We start from the raw sequence: 17,850 nt of genomic DNA on the forward strand, positions 1-17,850 counted from the left end.
TCCCCGCATCCTGGAGCGCACGAGACGTGAGCAACATCCCCGAGACCGGACGCACCCGACGGGTGACGATCCGTCTGGTGGTGCTGCAGATCCTGGTGCTGTCGCTGCTCGCCACCCTCGGCGGGCGGCTGTGGTACCTGCAGATCCGCAACGCCAAGGAGTACACCGCGAAGGCGACCGGCAACCACATCCGCGAGGTGGTCGAGCCGGCCGTCCGCGGCGAGATCCTGGACGCGTCCGGGCGGGTGCTGGCCGGCAACGAGACCCGGCTGGTGGTCTCCGTCAGCCGCACCTCGCTGCTGCAGCAGAAGGACGGCGGCAAGGCGGTGCTGTCCCGGCTGGCCGAGGTGCTGGGGATGCCCGCCAAGGACGTGCAGGAGAAGGTCCGGCTCTGCGACGCCAAGACCTCGCAGCCCTGCTGGAACGGTTCGCCGTACCAGCCGATCCCGGTCACCAAGGAGGCGACCACCCAGCAGGCGATGCAGATAATGGAGCGCCGCGAGGACTTCCCCGGGGTCACCGCGCAGCCCACCGCCGTGCGCCACTACACCGGCGCCGAGGGCGCCAACATGGCCCAGGTGCTCGGCTACCTCTCGCCGGTCACCGACGAGGAGGTCAGCAAGACCGCCGGCAAGAGCGGCCTGGACCGCTACCTGCCGGCCGACCAGATCGGGCGGGCCGGCCTGGAGTCGGTGTACGACCGCGACCTGCGCGGCACCGCGGGCATCACCAAGCTGGAGGTGGACAACCTCGGCCGGGTGATCGGCAACGCCGGCACCGTCGCCCCGCAGACCGGCGACAACCTGGTCACCAGCATCGACGCCCGGGTGCAGAAGGTGGTCGAGGACAACCTGGCACAGGCCATGAACGACGCCAGGAACACCTTCGACAAGGTCACCAACCGCAACTACGAGGCCGACTCCGGCGCCGCCGTGGTGATGGACGTCCACACCGGGCGGATCGTCGCGATGGCGAGCGCCCCGACCTACGACCCGAACCTCTGGGTGGGCGGCATCAGCGGCAAGGACTACCAGTCGCTGACCAGCAAGGAGTCCAACTTCCCGCTGCTGAACCGGGCCATACAGGGCCAGTCCGCCCCCGGTTCGACCTTCAAGGTCATCTCCACCACCGCCGCCGTGCAGGCCGGCTACTCGCTGGACGGCCGCTACGACTGCCCGAAGAGCATGACCATCGGCGGCCGCGAGTTCAAGAACTTCGAGAGCGAGAACTTCGGCCAGATCTCCCTGGAGAAGGCGCTCGAAGTCTCCTGCGACACCGTCTTCTACGGCCTGGCGTACGACCAGTGGATGAAGGACGGCGGCATCAAGCCCAAGAAGGACCCGGCCGACTGGTTCTTCAAGACCGCCCACCAGTTCGGCCTCGGCGCCAAGACCGGCATCGACCTGCCGGCCGAGGTGCCCGGCCGGGTGCCGGACCGGCAGTGGAAGCAGTCCTTCTACGACAACAACAAGGACGCCTGGTGCGCCCAGGGGCAGAAGGGCGGCAACAGCTACTCCGACCAGATCGCCCGGGAGAACTGCGTCGACGGCTACCAGATGCGCGCCGGTGACGCCGTCAACTTCGCGATCGGCCAGGGCGACACCCTCGTCACCCCGGTCCAGATGGCCCGGATCTACTCGGCGCTGGCCAACGGCGGCACCTTCTACCGGCCGACCATCGCCAAGGCCGTGATAAGCCCGGGCGGGGACCTCGTCCGCGAGATCGCCCCGCAGGCGGACGCCCAGTTCCCCGGCGACCAGAAGCTGCTCAGCTACATCGACCAGGCCACCGAGAGCGTCATCAAGTCCGGTACCGCCGCCTGGAAGTTCAACGGCTGGCCGCAGGACAAGATCGCGCTGCACGCCAAGACCGGCACCGCCGAGGTCGAGGGCAAGCAGACCACCTCCTGGCTGGCCACGTACAGCAAGGACTACGCCGTCGTCATGACGATCAGCCAGGGCGGCACCGGCTCCGGCGGTTCCGGTGACGCCATCCGCCGGATCTACCAGGCGCTGTACGGCGTGGACGACAAGGGCACCATCGACAACGGCAGGGCGCTGCTGCCCGCGCCGCAGTCCGAGCTGCCGAAGTTCAACCCGGACGGCACCGCGATCATCAAGCCGGTCGCGTACGGCGCCGGCCAGGCGGCGGGCGTCCAGGGCCAGGGCCCGGCTCAGCTCCAGGCGGCAAGCGTCGTGCCGGCCGATGCGCTGCCCGACGCGGACGCGGCGCAGCCGGTCCCCGCGACGGCCTTCCTCGACCGGACGCCGCCGACCGACCGTCCGGCGTCGTACACCGCGGCCGACGCCGCGCTCGAACCCTCGCGCGGACCGGGAAGGGGACGGGCATGACCTCCTACGGCTCGTACCGGCAGCTGCGGCTGGCCCCTCAGCGCAGCGGGGTCTCCAAGGCCCTGGCCAAGGACTCCCCGCTCTGGCGGCTGGACTGGATACTGCTGGTGGCCGCGCTGGCCCTGTCGGCCGGCAGCTCGCTGCTGGTCTGGTCGGCCACCCGCGGGCGCGACTCGCTGACCCACGGGGACCCGCAGTACTTCCTGTACCGGCACCTGACCAACTTCGTGGTCGGGCTGGTGCTGTGCTCCGTCGTGATAGCGATAGGGAGCCGGCGCTTCCGCACGATCGTGCCGTTCCTGTACGTCGGCGTGATCGTGATGCTGCTGGCGACGCTCAGCCCGCTCGGCTCGACCATCAACGGCGCGCACTCGTGGATCCAGCTCGGCGGCGGCTTCTCGATCCAGCCGGCCGAGTTCGCGAAGCTCGCGATCGTGCTGGCGATGGCGGTCGTGCTGTCGGACCAGGTGGACGCGGGGGAGCGGGAGTTCCCCTCGCACCGGGCCGTGTTCCGGGGCCTGCTCTGGGCAGGCCTGCCGATGGCCATAGTGATGCTGATGCCGGACGCCGGCTCGGTGATGGTGATGGCCGCGATCGTGCTCGGCATCCTGCTCGGCTCGGGCGCCGCGAACCGCTGGGTGCTCGGCCTGCTGATGGCGGGCACCGCCGGGTGCGTGGCGATCTGGAAGTTCGGGCTGCTGAGCCAGTACCAGATCGACCGCTTCGCCGCCTTCGCCAACCCGCAGCTGGACCCGAACGGCGTCGGCTACAACACCGCCCAGGCCCGGATCGCTATCGGCTCGGGCGGGCTGACCGGCAAGGGGCTGTTCCACGGCACCCAGACCGTCGGGCAGTTCGTGCCGGAGCAGCAGACCGACTTCGTGTTCACCGTGGCCGGCGAGGAGCTGGGCTTCATCGGGGCGCTGGCGATCATCGCGCTGGTCGGCGTCATCCTCTGGCGGGCCTGCCGGATCGCCCGGCAGGCGACCGACCTGTACGGGACGATCGTGGCGGCCGGGATCATCGCCTGGCTGTCCTTCCAGGCCTTCGAGAACATCGGGATGTGCCTGGGCATCATGCCGGTCGCGGGCATCCCGCTGCCGTTCGTCTCGTACGGCGGCTCGTCGATGTTCGCGAACTGGCTGGCCATCGGGCTGCTCCAGGCGGTGCGGAGCCAGCGGCCGATAGCGGCCTGAGCGCGCTCCGCGGCGGGGCCGGTCCGGGACTTCCCGGGCCGGCCCCGCCGTCGTGCCGCGGCCCGTCGCGCCGCGGCCGGTGTGACCGGTCGGACGCGGACATGGACGTGGTCGTGGACGCGGCCCTAGCGGAGGCAGTCGGCGGTGGCGAGGACGGCGCGGGTCTGGTGCGCGAGTTGCTCCTGGACGGGGACCCAGCGGACGCCGAAACGATGGCGCAGCCGGTCCAGGCCGTCGCCGACGACGGCGCGGGCGCGGTCCCGGGAGGCCTCGGCGGCGGGCCCGCGGGCGTCGGCGAGCAGCCGCAGCAGGATCGACGCGACCCGCAGCGGCACCCGGGCCGCGACCAGTCCGGCGGTGGTCACCCGGGAGACGGTGAGCGGCTCGGCGCCCCAGCGCTCCAGCCACTCCCCGGCCACCCGCGGGGCGACCGCCAGACTGGACTCGACGGTGCGCAGCAGCGCGCCGGACGCCTCGGCGCCGTACGCGCGCGCGCCGTGCGCGGGGACGGCCGGGAGCAGGGCGGTGAGCTGCTCGGCGCGGACGGTGAGGTCGCGGGCCGCCGCCGCGAGGGCCTGCGCCCCGGCCGGGTGGGGGCGGGCGTCGCCGACCGCGTCGACGGCCCACATCGGGACCTCCAGGACCGCGCTGACCGCGCCGTACCCCGCCGCGTACGACCAAGTGGACAGCTCGGGCTCGTCCGGCAGGGCCCGGGAGCCCCCGGCGCCCGGGGCCGGCATCAGATAGGTGCCGGGGTCCGGGCTGGCCCAGCCGATCGCGTCGTAGGGGTCCACGTCGAGCGGGACGCCGGCCCGCTCCGCGGAGCGGGCGAAGCGCCCGGCCAGGCCCCGGACCGGGCGGGTGAGCTGCACGAACGCGCCGCCGAAGTCCACCCCGTGCAGCGAGCACTGGAGGAAGGGGCGCAGCTCGTCGATCAGGCCGGTCAGTGCCAGGCTCTCCGGCATCGGCGGGCGGCCGGAGCCGGGGGCGGGCAGCAGTTCGGGCTGCTCCTCGAAGGAGGGGCGGAAGAAGTGCTCGTAGTGGCGCCGCATGGTGAGCGGGCCGTCCAGCCAGCCGGCGTTGAGCGCGGCGCCGTCCGGGTCGAGGCAGAGCAGCAGGTGCCAGGAGAGCCCGGGGCGGGCGGGGGCGTCCAGCAGCACCTCGGCGAGCCGGACCGTTCCGGCGGTGCCGATCGGCTCGTTGGGGTGCGGGCCGCCGACCACCAGCACCGCGCGCGGCCCGCGGTCCACGGAGAGCAGCATCAGCGGGCGCCCGGCCCGGGAACGGCCCACCTCGCGGAGCCGGCAGCGGTCCGGGTGCCGCAGCGCGAGCCGCCGCGCGGCGGACTCGGCCTGGGCCGGCGTGGGGTAGCGGGCCGGCCGGGTGTCGAGGGGCCGGAGCGGGCGGATCCGCCGACCGGTGTCGGTCATGGTTCTCCTAGCGCCGGTCGTACGGCCGCCGGGGCGCGGGCGTGCGGGTGCGCCGCCGGGCACGGCGTGCGGGCGGGGGACGGGGACGGACGGGGCGGCACCGCGGGGCCGGGAACGGCGGCCGAGCGGGGCGGGACGGGCCTGGCAGGGCGGACAGGGCTGGTGCTGCGGCGGCCCGTGGTGAGGGAAGAGGCGCGCCGGCCGGAAAACCGACGAGGGCCGAGCGTACGACTCAACTTCCTTGTCCGGAAGGGGTGCAGATCTCTTTGGCGGAGCCCTGTCAGTACCGCACGGCCCGTCCGGGCGTGTCAACGGCGGACGGCACGGGCCGGCGGGCGACCACCGCACGTGCCGGGGCGGGCAGGGGCGGGCACCGGCGGTCGGCGGCGGGCACCGGCTGGTACCGGCGGGTGCGGGCGTGTGCGGGCGGACTCCGGCCGTCCGGGGCGCGCCGGAGCACCGAGGGCCCGTGAACCGGGGCAGACGGCCCGTTCCCCGGATTGGGCTACCCTTGAGGGTCACCCCTCCCGTGCCGGCTCTCGGCATCGAATCACGTCGTAAGGGTTCCTAGTACATGACTGTCGAATCGGTCTTCCCACGCCTGGAGGCCCTCCTCCCGCACGTCCAGAAGCCGATCCAGTACGTCGGCGGCGAGCTCAACTCCACCGTCAAGGACTGGGACGCCTGCGACGTCCGTTGGGCGCTGATGTACCCCGACGCCTACGAGGTCGGCCTGCCCAACCAGGGCGTCATGATCCTCTACGAGGTGCTGAACGAGCGCGAGGGCGTGCTCGCCGAGCGCACCTACAGCGTCTGGCCCGACCTCGAGGCACTGATGCGCGAGCACGGCGTCCCGCAGTTCACCGTCGACGCCCACCGCCCGGTGAAGGCCTTCGACGTGTTCGGCCTGTCGTTCTCCACCGAGCTCGGCTACACCAACATGCTGACCGCTCTCGACCTGGCCGGCATCCCGCTGGAGGCCAAGGACCGCACCGACGAGGACCCGATCGTCCTGGCCGGCGGCCACGCGGCCTTCAACCCGGAGCCGATCGCGGACTTCATCGACTGCGCCGTGGTCGGCGACGGCGAGCAGGCCGTCCTCGACATCACGGAGATCATCCGCGCCTGGAAGACCGAGGGCCGCCCCGGCGGCCGGGACGAGCTGCTGCTGCGCCTGGCCCGTACCGGCGGGGTGTACGTCCCGAAGTTCTACGACGTGGAGTACCTGGCCGACGGCCGGATCGGCCGCGTCGTGCCGAACGCCCCGGGCGTGCCGTGGCGGGTGTCCAAGCACACCGTGATGGACCTCGACGAGTGGCCGTACCCGAAGCAGCCGCTCGTCCCGCTCGCGGAGACGGTGCACGAGCGGATGTCCGTGGAGATCTTCCGCGGCTGCACCCGCGGCTGCCGCTTCTGCCAGGCCGGCATGATCACGCGCCCCGTGCGGGAGCGAAGCATCACCGGCATCGGCGAGATGGTGGAGCGCGGGCTGAAGGCGACCGGCTTCGAGGAGGTCGGCCTGCTGTCGCTGTCCAGCGCCGACCACACCGAGATCGGCGACATCGCCAAGGGCCTCGCGGACCGGTACACCGAGGACAAGATCGGCCTGTCACTGCCGTCCACCCGCGTCGACGCCTTCAACATCGACCTCGCCAACGAGCTGTCCCGCAACGGGCGCCGCTCGGGCCTCACCTTCGCCCCCGAGGGCGGCAGCGAGCGCATGCGCAAGGTGATCAACAAGATGGTGTCGGAGGAGGACCTGATCCGCACCGTCGCCACCGCGTACGGCAACGGCTGGCGCCAGGTGAAGCTGTACTTCATGTGCGGCCTGCCCACCGAGACCGACGAGGACGTGCTCCAGATCGGCGAGATGGCGAAGAACGTCATCCAGAAGGGCCGCGAGGTCACCGGCCAGAACGACATCCGCTGCACCGTCTCCATCGGCGGGTTCGTGCCCAAGCCGCACACCCCGTTCCAGTGGGCCCCGCAGCTGTCCGCCGAGGACACCGACGCCCGCCTCGCCAAGCTGCGCGACTCGATCCGCGGCGACCGCAAGTACGGCAAGAACATCGGCTACCGCTACCACGACGGCAAGCCCGGCATCGTCGAGGGCCTGCTCTCCCGCGGCGACCGCCGGGTCGGCGCGGTCATCCGCGAGGTCTACGAGGACGGCGGCCGCTTCGACGGCTGGCGCGAGTACTTCTCGTACGACCGCTGGATGGCCTGCGCGGACAAGGGCCTGGCCGGCACCGGCGTCGACGTCGACTGGTACACCACCCGCGAGCGCAGCTACGAGGAGGTGCTGCCCTGGGACCACCTGGACAGCGGCCTCGACAAGGACTGGCTCTGGGAGGACTGGCAGGACGCCCTGGAGGAGGTCGAGGTCGACGACTGCCGCTGGACCCCGTGCTTCGACTGCGGTGTGTGCCCGCAGATGGACACCCAGATCCAGATCGGCCCGACGGGCAAGAAGCTGCTGCCGTTGACGGTCGTCGGCGGCGCCGACCAGCAGAAGTAACCCGTCGCCCGGAGCGACGTGTGGAGCCCTCCCCGGGTTTTCGGGGAGGGCTCCACTGGTTCTGCGGGTGGGGTGGTGCCGGCCGCGGGCTACGGCCTAAGGGTCAGTGGGTCACGCAGCGGGCGACGGTCCGCCGTTCATGCCGGGTCAGGGTCTCGATCCGGGCGCACCTGCGCTGTTCGTCGCCGCGAACATGTAGCTGGGAGTGGAATCCAGCGACGCCTCGTTGTTGGGGAAGTGGTAGTGCCGGTAATTGCGCACCTGGAACACTCCGTCTGGCCTCATCCTGATTGAGGCCGCCGGGCAGGTCCGGTAAACGCCACGATCTGAGGATTTCCGCGATCACCGTGATCGCGATGGTGCTCTTCTGGAGGGTCGCGAGACGTTTGGTCGCGGCATTGTTCGCACAGTCGCAAGAGGAATGAGAGTGGGCATTGCGCATTCCATGTCGGGGTGATTCCCTGGATCGCCATGCATGGCCGATAGATAAACGGATGATATTGCTAACACTGCTGTCGTTGGATGAATGCTGCCGAGCCCTGCGGTCGTGCGGGCCCGCCGGCCGGCTGCCTTTCGGGCGCGAGTGGGGCGAAGGGGCCAGGACCGGCGGGGAAAGGGGGCGGGCGGGGCGCGTACCCTTACTGGTGACAGATGTCCGGTGCAGTGACCCGGACCGGGACATAGTGACGAAGGACTGAGCAACCCTGGCACGCCGTACGCCCGACGGTCCGCCGCCCGCGCCGACGGTGCAGCGGATTCGCCTCCGCTACACCAAGCGCGGCCGGCTCCGCTTCACCAGCCACCGCGACTTCCAGCGCGCCTTCGAGCGCGCCCTGCGCCGGTCCGCCGTTCCGATGGCCTACTCGGCCGGCTTCACCCCGCACCCGAAGGTCTCCTACGCCAACGCGGCCCCGACCGGGGTGGCGAGCGAGGCGGAGTACCTGGAGATCGGCCTGGCCGCGGTCCGCGACCCCGAGCAGCTGCGGGCGCAGCTGGACGAGTCGCTGCCGACCGGCCTGGACGTGATCGACGCGGTCGAGGTGCGGACGCCGAACTTCGTGGAGCGCCTGGAGGCCTCCGAGTGGCTGGTCCGGCTGGACGGCGTCGAGCCCGACGTGGCCGCCGAGGCGGTCGCGCGTTTCCTCGCCGCCGAGCGGGTCGAGGTGGAGCGCCGCACCAAGAACGGCCTGCGGGTCTTCGACGCGCGGGGTGCGGTGGCGGCGCTGGAAGCCGTCCCGGCGCAGGTCGAGACCGGTGCGGATGCCGGGGCCGGAACCGGCCGCGATGTTCGGACCGGCCGTCCCTGTGCGATACTGCGCCTGGTAGTACGACACGCCACACCCGCCGTACGACCCGACGACGTATTGTCCGGTCTCCGTGCGACGGCCGACCTGGCGCCGCCGGTCCCCGCAGAGGTGACCAGGCTGGCGCAGGGGCCGCTCGACGAGGAGGCCGACACGGTGACCGACCCGCTGGCGCTCGACCGCGCCGCGGCCCCGGTCGGCTCGGAGCCGGCCGCAGGGCCGCACGCTACCGCGTCCGCCTAGCGGGGGGAGGCCGGGCCCAGTGCCTCACTGGGCCCGACGGTCCTCCAGGGTTCCCGCGGCTCCCCAGGGGAGCGAGCGTCGTCGCAGCACAGGCCTGCCACCCCGGGGCCTGCCGACCGCGAAGGTCGGCCGGTCCGGGACCCCGTCCGGGAGCCACCCGGGGTTGGGGGAAGGTGCAGCTTGGGAAAACCTCAGAAGACTGGTCAGACCAGAAGACTTTCGACACCCCGCCGAGCGCGGGGCGCCGAGCGAGACTACGAGCCCCTGTGCGGCCTCGCGTCCGCGCGGCGGCACCGTCAAAGGGTCCGGTCCCGGCATCGTCGCGATGCCGACCGCCCAGCGGTGCCGTGCCGTGCCCGGATGCGGAGCCCGGGGGCCTGACGGGAGATCCACCCGCATGCTCGATAACACCGATCCGCAGCAGAATGCGGCCACGGAACAGAACGAAACCGCCGCGACCGGTGGCGAGGGCGCGTCCGCCGCGCCGCCGCGCCGTCGTCGCCGGGCGGTGTCCCGCCCGGCGGGCGCCCCGCAGGGTGCGGCCACCGAGGCGGCCGAGACGGTTCTGCCGGCCGAAGCGCCTGCGGCCGTCACCGCTGCGGCTCCGGCCGCTGAGGCGGCCGCCGAGCCGGTCGCCGAGAAGCCGGTCCGGGCCCGCCGGACCCGCAAGCGCGCCGAGGCCCCGGCCGGGGCGCCGGAGGCCACCGCGATCGTGGTGACCGCGCCGGAGGCCGTCGAGGCCCCGGTGGCCGAGGCCACCGCGAAGGCGCCGAAGGCCGCCAAGGCCACGAAGACCGAGAAGGCGGCCAAGAGCGACAAGGCCGAGAAGGCGGAGACGGCCGACAAGGCGGAGACGGCCGAGAAGCCCGCCCGGGCCCGCCGCACCCGCAAGCGCGCCGAGGCGCCCGCCGGTGCCCCCGCCGCCGAGGCCGAGGCCCCCGCCGTGGAGGCGCCGGTCGTCGAGGCCCCCGCCGAGCCGGCGGCCGAGGAGGCCCCCGCCGCTCCGGCCCGCCGCACCCGCCGCCGTCGCGTGGTCGAGGCCGCGCCGGTCGTCGAGGCCCCGGTGGAGGAGCCCGCCGCCGAGGAGCCGCAGGCCGAGGAGCCCGAGGAGGAGGCCGTCGAGGCTGCCACCGAGGCCCCCGCCGCCCAGCCCGCCGCTGCCGCCCCCGCCGCCCCGGCCGCCGAGGCCGAGCCGCACCACCGGGTGCGCCGCCGCGCCGTCCGCCCGGCCACCGCGGTCTTCCAGGCCCCGGTGTTCCAGGAGCCGGCGCCCTTCGTCGCGCCGGCCGCGCCGGAGCAGCCCGCCGCCGCCCAGGCTCCCGCCGTCGCCCCGGCTCCCGCCGAGGCCCCGGCCGAGGCCGGGCGCGAGGAGGACGACGAGTTCGAGTACAGCGGCGTCGGCCGTCGCCGCCGGGTCCGTACCCGGGTCGAGCCGACCCGCCGCAAGCCGGCCGCCCAGGCCCCGGCGAAGGCTCAGGCCAAGGCGCCGGTCGCGGCGCCCGTCGTCGAGGCCCCGGCCGTCGAGACGCCCGCCGTGGAGGCCCCCGCCGCCGGTCCGGAGACCGAGGACGAGTGGGAGGACGGCCGTCCGTCGCGCCGTCGCCGCCGGGGCGGTCGCCGCCGTCGCCGTGGCGAGGCCGAGGACTTCGAGGCCGCCGAGGCCGTCGAGACCGAGCAGCCCGCCGCCGAGGAGCCGGCCGAGGCCGTCGCCGAGGAGGAGGGCGAGGAGGACGACGACCTGGCCGGCGGCCTGTCCTCGTCCCGCCGTCGCCGCCGCCGTCGCCGCCGCAGCGGTGAGGCCGGCGCCGTCGAGACCGCCGAGACCACCGAGGACGGCGTCCGCACGGTGGTGAAGGTGCGCGAGCCGCGCCGCCGCTCCACCGAGCCGTCCTTCGACCCGGACGAGGTGCAGTCCATCAAGGGCTCGACCCGTCTGGAGGCCAAGAAGCAGCGCCGCCGCGAGGGCCGCGAGCTGGGCCGCCGCCGGGTGCCGATCATCACCGAGGCCGAGTTCCTGGCCCGCCGCGAGTCGGTCGAGCGCGTCATGGTGGTGCGCCAGAGCGGCCAGCGGACCCAGATCGGCGTCCTCGAGGACGGCGTGCTGGTCGAGCACTACGTCAACAAGGAGCAGGCCACCTCGTACGTCGGCAACGTCTACCTGGGCAAGGTCCAGAACGTGCTGCCGTCGATGGAGGCCGCCTTCGTCGACATCGGCAAGGGCCGCAACGCGGTGCTGTACGCCGGCGAGGTCAACTTCGGCGCGCTGGGCGGCCACGGCGGCCCGCGCCGGATCGAGTCGGTGCTGAAGTCCGGCCAGTCCGTGCTGGTGCAGGTCTCCAAGGACCCGATCGGTCACAAGGGCGCCCGCCTGACCAGCCAGATCTCGCTGCCCGGCCGCTACCTGGTGTACGTGCCCGAGGGCTCGATGACCGGCATCTCGCGCAAGCTCCCCGAGAACGAGCGCGCCCGCCTGAAGCAGATCCTCAAGAAGATCGTCCCGGACGACGCGGGCGTCATCGTGCGCACGGCGGCCGAGGGCGCCTCCGAGGAGGAGCTGACCCGCGACGTCCAGCGCCTCCAGCAGCAGTGGGAGGACATCCAGAAGAAGGCCACGACCGGCAACGCCCCGGCGCTGCTGTACGGCGAGCCGGACATGACCGTCCGGGTCGTGCGCGACATCTTCAACGAGGACTTCAGCAAGGTCATCGTCTCCGGCGACGAGGCGTGGAAGACCATCCACGAGTACGTCTCCCACGTGGCCCCGGACCTCGCCGAGCGGCTCCAGCGGTGGACCTCCGAGGTGGACGTGTTCGCCACCTACCGGATCGACGAGCAGCTGATGAAGGCGCTGGACCGCAAGGTCTGGCTGCCCAGCGGCGGTTCGCTGGTGATCGACCGCACCGAGGCGATGGTCGTCATCGACGTCAACACCGGGAAGTTCGTCGGCCAGGGCGGCAACCTGGAGGAGACGGTCACCCGGAACAACATCGAGGCGGCCGAGGAGATCGTGCGCCAGCTGCGGCTGCGCGACCTCGGCGGCATCATCGTGATCGACTTCATCGACATGGTGCTGGAGTCCAACCGCGACCTGGTGCTGCGCCGCCTGCTGGAGTGCCTGGGCCGGGACCGGACCAAGCACCAGGTGGCCGAGGTCACCTCGCTGGGCCTGGTCCAGATGACCCGCAAGCGGGTCGGTCAGGGCCTGCTGGAGTCCTTCTCCGAGCCGTGCGTGCACTGCAACGGCCGCGGCGTGATCGTGCACATGGAGCAGCCGAGCGCCCACGTCCACGCCCCCGCGGCGGCGGGCGAGGCCGGTGGTGGCAAGCGCCGTCGCCGGGGCAAGGGCGGCGCGGGCCACGAGGAGCCGCAGGCCGTCGAGGCCGCGGTGGCCGTCGTGGCCGAGCCGGTGGTGGTGGAGGCCGTCGTCGAGCCGGCCGAGCCGGTGCGCGAGGAGATCGAGGGCCAGCTGGCCCTGGAGGTCCCGGGCGTCGAGGCCCCGGCCGAGGCGGCCGCGCAGGCCGTGCCGGCCCCGGTCGTCGAGGCTCCGGTGGCCGAGGCCCCGGCCGCCGCTCCGGCGGGCCGTCCGCGTCGTCGCGCCGTGCGCAAGGCGACCGCTCCGGCGGGTTCCCCGGACTCCGCCGAGATCGTGGTGCTCCAGGCCAAGGCCGAAGCGGCGCTGGAGGCGGCCCTGGAGGCCGCCGCCCCGGCGGTCGCGGAAGCCGCTGCCGAGGCCGCCGTCGAGGCGCCGGGCGAGCCGGTCGTGGTCGCGGAGGTCGCGGTCGCCGCCGAGGCTCCGGAGGCCACCGAGGCCACCGAGGCCACCGAGGCCGCCGAGGCCGCCGAGGCTCCGGCCGAGGAGGCGCCGGCGCCGAAGAAGCGGGCCGCCCGCAAGACCGCCGCGAAGAAGACCGCCGCCAAGAAGACGACCGCGGCGGCCAAGAAGACCACCGCCCGCAAGACCGCGACCAAGCGGACGAGCGCGGCGGCCAAGAAGGCCGCGGCCGCCGAGGGTGATACGGCGGCCGAGTAGTGCCCACGCCCGGGGCGGGAGCGATCCCGCCCCGGGCCGTACGGGCCGGTTTGCCCCCCGGGCGGCCGGTCCGTATTCTTGACCATCGGCGTGTCTACGCCATGCTCCCGAGCACATCACCTTCCGAGGTCGCCGCGTTCGCGCGGAGGGCCGCGGGAGAGGCTCCTGTGTCCGTACCCAGGTGGCTGGCGTCGGGGGTTCCGACCGAGCAAGGAAAGCAGGTACCGCATGTACGCGATCGTTCGCGCAGGCGGCCGCCAGCACAAGGTCGCCGTGGGCGACGTGCTGGAGATCGACCGTATCGAGGCCAAGCCGGGTGACTCGGTCGAGCTCTCGACCATCCTCGTCGTCGACGGTGACGCTGTCACCTCCGACCCGTGGGTCCTGGCCGGCGTGAAGGCTCACGCCGAGGTGGTCGACCAGACCAAGGGTGACAAGATCGTCATCCTGCGTTACAAGAACAAGACCGGCTACCGCCGCCGTCAGGGTCACCGTCAGCAGCACACCGCGGTGCGCATCACCAGCATCGACTCGGTCAGCAAGTAAGGGGATAGCGAAAAATGGCACACAAGAAGGGCGCAAGCTCTACTCGTAACGGCCGTGACTCGAACGCCCAGCGCCTCGGCGTCAAGCGCTTCGGTGGCCAGGTCGTCTCGGCCGGCGAGATCCTCGTCCGCCAGCGCGGCACCCACTTCCACCCGGGTGCCGGTGTCGGTCGCGGTGGCGACGACACGCTGTTCGCGCTGACCGCCGGTGCGGTGCAGTTCGGCAACCGTCGCGGCCGCAAGGTCGTCAACATCGTGGCCGTCGAGGCCTGAGTCCCCGCGGACTCCCGAGTCTGAGCGGACCCACCGGGTCCGGGTGGACTCACCGGGTCTGAGAAGACTCACAGTGAAGGGTGGGCCGGAATTCTCCGGTCCACCCTTCGCGCTTTACGCAGGTAGCAAGCAGACTCTCGCGCACTGGAGGCAAACCCATGACCACCTTCGTGGACCGCGTCGAACTTCACGTCGCCGCGGGTAACGGGGGCCACGGCTGCGCCTCCGTGCACCGCGAGAAGTTCAAGCCGCTCGGCGGGCCGGACGGCGGCAACGGCGGTGAGGGCGGCAGCGTCATCCTCACCGTGGACTCGCAGGTCACCACCCTGCTCGAGTACCACCACTCGCCCAAGCGCAAGGCCACCAACGGCAAGCCGGGCGCCGGCGGCCACCGCACCGGTGCGGACGGCGAGGACCTCGTCCTGCTGGTGCCGGACGGCACCGTGGTGCTGGACCGCAAGGGCAACGTGCTGGCCGACCTGGTCGGACACGGCACCAGCTTCGTCGCCGCCCAGGGCGGCCGCGGCGGCCTCGGCAACGCCGCGCTGGCCTCGGCCCGCCGCAAGGCGCCCGGCTTCGCGCTGCTCGGCGAGCCCGGCGAGGCCCGTGACATCGTCATGGAGCTCAAGTCCGTCGCCGACGTGGCCCTGGTGGGCTACCCGAGCGCCGGCAAGTCCTCGCTGATCTCGGTGCTCTCCGCCGCCAAGCCGAAGATCGCCGACTACCCGTTCACCACCCTGATCCCCAACCTCGGCGTGGTCACCGCGGGCGACACCGTCTACACCATCGCCGACGTGCCCGGCCTGATCCCGGGCGCCAGCCAGGGCCGCGGCCTGGGCCTGGAGTTCCTGCGGCACGTGGAGCGCTGCTCGGTGCTGGTGCACGTGCTGGACTGCGCCACCCTGGAGCCCGGCCGTGACCCGCTGAGCGACCTGGAGACCATCGAGGCCGAGCTCGCCGAGTACGGCGGCCTGGAAGACCGCCCGCGCCTGGTCGCGCTCAACAAGGTCGACGTCCCGGACGGCCAGGACATCGCCGACCTGACCCGTGCCTCCCTGGAGGAGCGCGGCTACCGGGTGTTCGAGGTCTCCGCCGCCTCCCGCAAGGGCCTGCGCGAGCTGAGCTTCGCGGTGGCCGGGATCGTCGCCGAGGCACGCGCCGCCAAGCCGGCCGAGGAGTCGACCCGGATCGTGCTGCGGCCCAAGGCCGTCGACGACGCGGGCTTCACCATCACCGAGGAGGACGGCGCCTACCGCATCCGCGGCGTCAAGCCGGAGCGCTGGGTCCGCCAGACCGACTTCGCCAACGACGAGGCCGTCGGCTACCTCGCCGACCGGCTGGCCCGCCTCGGCGTCGAGCAGGAGCTGTGGAAGGTCGGGGCGCACGAGGGCGACACCGTCATCATCGGCCCGGACGAGAACGCCGTCGTCTTCGACTGGGAGCCGACCATGGCCGCCGGCGCCGAGATGCTCGGCCGCCGCGGTGAGGACCACCGCTTCGAGACCCAGCGCCCGGCGGTCGACCGCCGCCGCGAGAAGCAGAAGGGCCGGGACGCGGCCGAGGCCGAGTTCCTCGCCTTCGAGGCGCTCTCCAGCGGCCGCCAGGCCGCCATCGAGGGCGACGACGACGAGGACTACTGAGCGCGCTGAGTGCTTCACGCCGGACGGCCCCCGCCACCTCGACAGGTGGCGGGGGTCGTCCGCGTGTTCAGCGGCGACGGAGCGTCACTTGGTCCAGGAGGCCTGGAGCTTCAGCGGGTCCACCAGGTCGGTGTAGCCGACCGCGGCCGGGGTGTTCCCGGGGGTGGTGATGATGGTGCAGCCCTTGACCTCGGCGCCCTTGGCGACGCCCTGGAACTTCGCGCCGGTGCACTTGGGCAGCGGGGTCGCGGCGGTCATGGCGTTGAGGCCCTTCTTGCCGGTGGTGTCGAAGAGCACGAACTTCGAGTCCGGGGCGGTGAAGGAGAGGCTGGCGTCCCCGAGGTTCTTGATGGTGTAGCTGACGTACATCGGGGTGCGGCCTTCCAGGCCGACGAGGTTGATCTTGGCGGCGGCGAAGTCCTGCAGCGAACCGACCTCGACGCCGGTGACGGTGATCTCCAGCTTGGTGGCGACCTTGGCGGTCTTGTCGGCGAAGTCCACGGTGGCGGGCTGGCCGATCTTCACGCTGCTCGCGGCCGCCGGGACCGCACCGACACCGGCCCCGCCGGCCGCGGTGCCGGCCGTACCGGCCCCGCCGGCCGTCGCCGCACCGCCCGTCGCCGCACCGCCCGCGGCAGCACCGCCGGTCGCCGCGCCCGACGGGGCCGCGGTCGAACCGCCGGCCGCGCCTCCGGCGGTGGCCCCCGGGGCCGCGCCGCTCTGGGCCGGGGCAGCGCCGGTGGCGCCGCCGGTGCCGGCCGGAGTGTCCGCGTTGTCCGGTCCGCAGGCCGCGAGTGACAGGGCGGTGACCGCCGCGAGCGCGGCGAAGGTCAGCTTGGTGGTGTACGAACGCATGGTGCGCTTTTCTCCTGGGCGTACGGCCGCGACCGTTGCCGGCCTTTGCCCAGTGCGGCGCCGCCCGTCGTGAACAGGAAGGGTCGATGACGACATGGGTCCAGCGGGCAAGAAGCCGTCCCCCGATCTGGCTTGTGGTCAGGGACCATACCAGGCCCCCGGATCGGCGGCCGGGCCGTGGCGAGCCCGTGACCTGCCCGGGTCCGGACGGTGAAACACCCCATGGGTGACCTGCGCCGATCGCGTAGATTTCGGGGGTGACGGCCGGGCCCGGGCCCAGCCGCACCCGCACCACCACACCGGAAGGGCGTACAGCGAGATGAGCGAGGACTCTCTGCGCGAGGAGGTGCTGACCGCGCGACGGATCGTCGTCAAGGTCGGCTCCTCCTCCCTGACCACGGCGACCGGCGGCCTGGACGCCGACCGCGTCGACGCCCTGGTGGACGCGCTCGCCAAGCTGCGCGGCCGCCCCGAGGCACCGGAGGTCGTGCTCGTCTCCTCCGGCGCCATCGCCGCCGGGCTCGCCCCGCTCGGCCTGGACCGGCGGCCCAAGGACCTGGCCCGCCAGCAGGCCGCCGCCAGCGTCGGCCAGGGCCTGCTGGTCGCCCGCTACACCGCCTCCTTCGCCCGGTACGGCATCCGGGTCGGCCAGGTGCTGCTCACCGCCGAGGACGCCAGCCGGCGCGCCCACTACCGCAACGCCTACCGCACCCTGGACCAGCTGCTGGCGATGGGCGCGATGCCGATCGTCAACGAGAACGACACCGTCGCCACCGCCGAAATCAAGTTCGGTGACAACGACCGGCTCGCCGCGCTCGTCGCCCACCTGGTCCGGGCCGACCTGCTGGTGCTGCTCTCCGACGTGGACGGCCTGTACGACGGCGACCCGTCCCGCCCCGGCACCAGCCGGATCGCCGAGGTGCGCGGCCCGCGGGACCTCGACGGCATCGAGATCGGCAGCGCCGGCAAGGCCGGGGTCGGCACCGGCGGCATGGTCACCAAGGTCGAGGCGGCCCGGATCGCCACCGGCGCCGGCATCCCGGTGGTGCTCACCGCCGCCAGCCAGGCCGCCGACGCGCTGGCCGGCCGGCCCACCGGCACCCTCTTCCTGCGCACCGGCAGCCGCACCTCCGACCGGATGCTCTGGCTGGCCCACGCGAGCAGCCCGCGCGGGTCGCTGCACCTGGACGAGGGCGCCGTCCGGGCCGTCGTCTCCGGCGGCGCCTCGCTGCTGCCGGCCGGGGTCACCCGGGTCGACGGGGAGTTCGCCGCGGGTGATCCGGTGGACCTTCTTGCCGAAAACGGCCACATCGTGGCTCGCGGACTGGTCAACTTTGATGCGAGGGAGTTGCCCCGCCTGCTCGGCCGGTCCACCCGCGACCTGGCCCAGGAGTTCGGTGCCGCGTACGAGCGCGAGGTCGTCCACCGCGATGACCTGGTCGTTCTGCGCGACTGACCGGCCCGG

Annotated in this window: 11 protein-coding genes; 9 read left to right on the plus strand and 2 right to left on the minus strand. The window is 73.0% G+C overall.

Translation table 11 applies throughout. The annotated features are described in order from the left end of the window. The first annotated feature begins 26 nt into the window (after positions 1-26). Positions 27-2,351 (plus strand): penicillin-binding protein 2, encoded by a 2,325-nt coding sequence (mrdA, locus tag ACWDBB_RS25275; protein ID WP_449791776.1) that lies wholly within the window; start codon positions 27-29, stop codon positions 2,349-2,351. Continuing rightward, on the plus strand, positions 2,348-3,547 hold the full coding sequence (rodA, locus tag ACWDBB_RS25280; RefSeq protein WP_449791777.1) for a rod shape-determining protein RodA: 1,200 nt from the start codon (positions 2,348-2,350) through the stop codon (positions 3,545-3,547). Before mrdA ends, rodA begins: the two co-directional genes overlap by 4 nt. Positions 3,548-3,672: 125 nt before the next feature. On the opposite strand, the gene ACWDBB_RS25285 is transcribed toward rodA, so the two are convergent. Then, on the minus strand, positions 3,673-4,977 hold the full coding sequence (locus ACWDBB_RS25285; protein WP_449791778.1) for a M14 family zinc carboxypeptidase: 1,305 nt from the start codon (positions 4,975-4,977) through the stop codon (positions 3,673-3,675). A 574-nt stretch (positions 4,978-5,551) separates the two neighbouring features. Between ACWDBB_RS25285 and ACWDBB_RS25290 the strand changes: the two genes are divergently transcribed. From ACWDBB_RS25290 to obgE, 6 genes are all read left to right on the plus strand, one after another. Then, positions 5,552-7,495, plus strand: a complete 1,944-nt coding sequence (locus ACWDBB_RS25290) for a TIGR03960 family B12-binding radical SAM protein (protein WP_449791779.1) — start codon at positions 5,552-5,554, stop codon at positions 7,493-7,495. A 746-nt stretch (positions 7,496-8,241) separates the two neighbouring features. Continuing rightward, the gene (locus ACWDBB_RS25295) at positions 8,242-9,042 is read left to right on the plus strand and encodes a TIGR03936 family radical SAM-associated protein (protein WP_449791780.1); all 801 of its coding nucleotides are present in this window, start codon (positions 8,242-8,244) and stop codon (positions 9,040-9,042) included. A gap of 397 nt (positions 9,043-9,439) precedes the next feature. Next, the gene (locus ACWDBB_RS25300; RefSeq protein ID WP_449791781.1) at positions 9,440-13,072 is read left to right on the plus strand and encodes an Rne/Rng family ribonuclease; all 3,633 of its coding nucleotides are present in this window, start codon (positions 9,440-9,442) and stop codon (positions 13,070-13,072) included. 228 nt (positions 13,073-13,300) lie between these two features. Beyond that, a complete protein-coding gene (rplU, locus tag ACWDBB_RS25305) occupies positions 13,301-13,618 on the plus strand; it encodes a 50S ribosomal protein L21 (protein ID WP_045696828.1) in 318 nt (105 codons plus the stop codon). A gap of 14 nt (positions 13,619-13,632) precedes the next feature. Further along, complete coding sequence (rpmA, locus tag ACWDBB_RS25310) at positions 13,633-13,890, plus strand: 50S ribosomal protein L27 (protein WP_030058248.1); 258 nt, start codon at positions 13,633-13,635, stop codon at positions 13,888-13,890. 158 nt (positions 13,891-14,048) lie between these two features. Next, entirely contained in the window at positions 14,049-15,530 is a 1,482-nt protein-coding gene (obgE, locus tag ACWDBB_RS25315) for a GTPase ObgE (protein WP_449791782.1), read from the plus strand. An 84-nt stretch (positions 15,531-15,614) separates the two neighbouring features. Here obgE and ACWDBB_RS25320 read toward each other — a convergent pair whose 3' ends face one another. Continuing rightward, positions 15,615-16,385 (minus strand): hypothetical protein, encoded by a 771-nt coding sequence (locus ACWDBB_RS25320; RefSeq protein ID WP_449791783.1) that lies wholly within the window; start codon positions 16,383-16,385, stop codon positions 15,615-15,617. Positions 16,386-16,704: 319 nt separating this feature from the next. Here ACWDBB_RS25320 and proB point away from each other — a divergent pair, with 319 nt between their 5' ends. Beyond that, positions 16,705-17,841 (plus strand): glutamate 5-kinase, encoded by a 1,137-nt coding sequence (proB, locus tag ACWDBB_RS25325; RefSeq protein ID WP_449791784.1) that lies wholly within the window; start codon positions 16,705-16,707, stop codon positions 17,839-17,841. Positions 17,842-17,850 lie beyond the last annotated feature (9 nt).

This window comes from Kitasatospora sp. NPDC001095, from assembly GCF_053598615.1.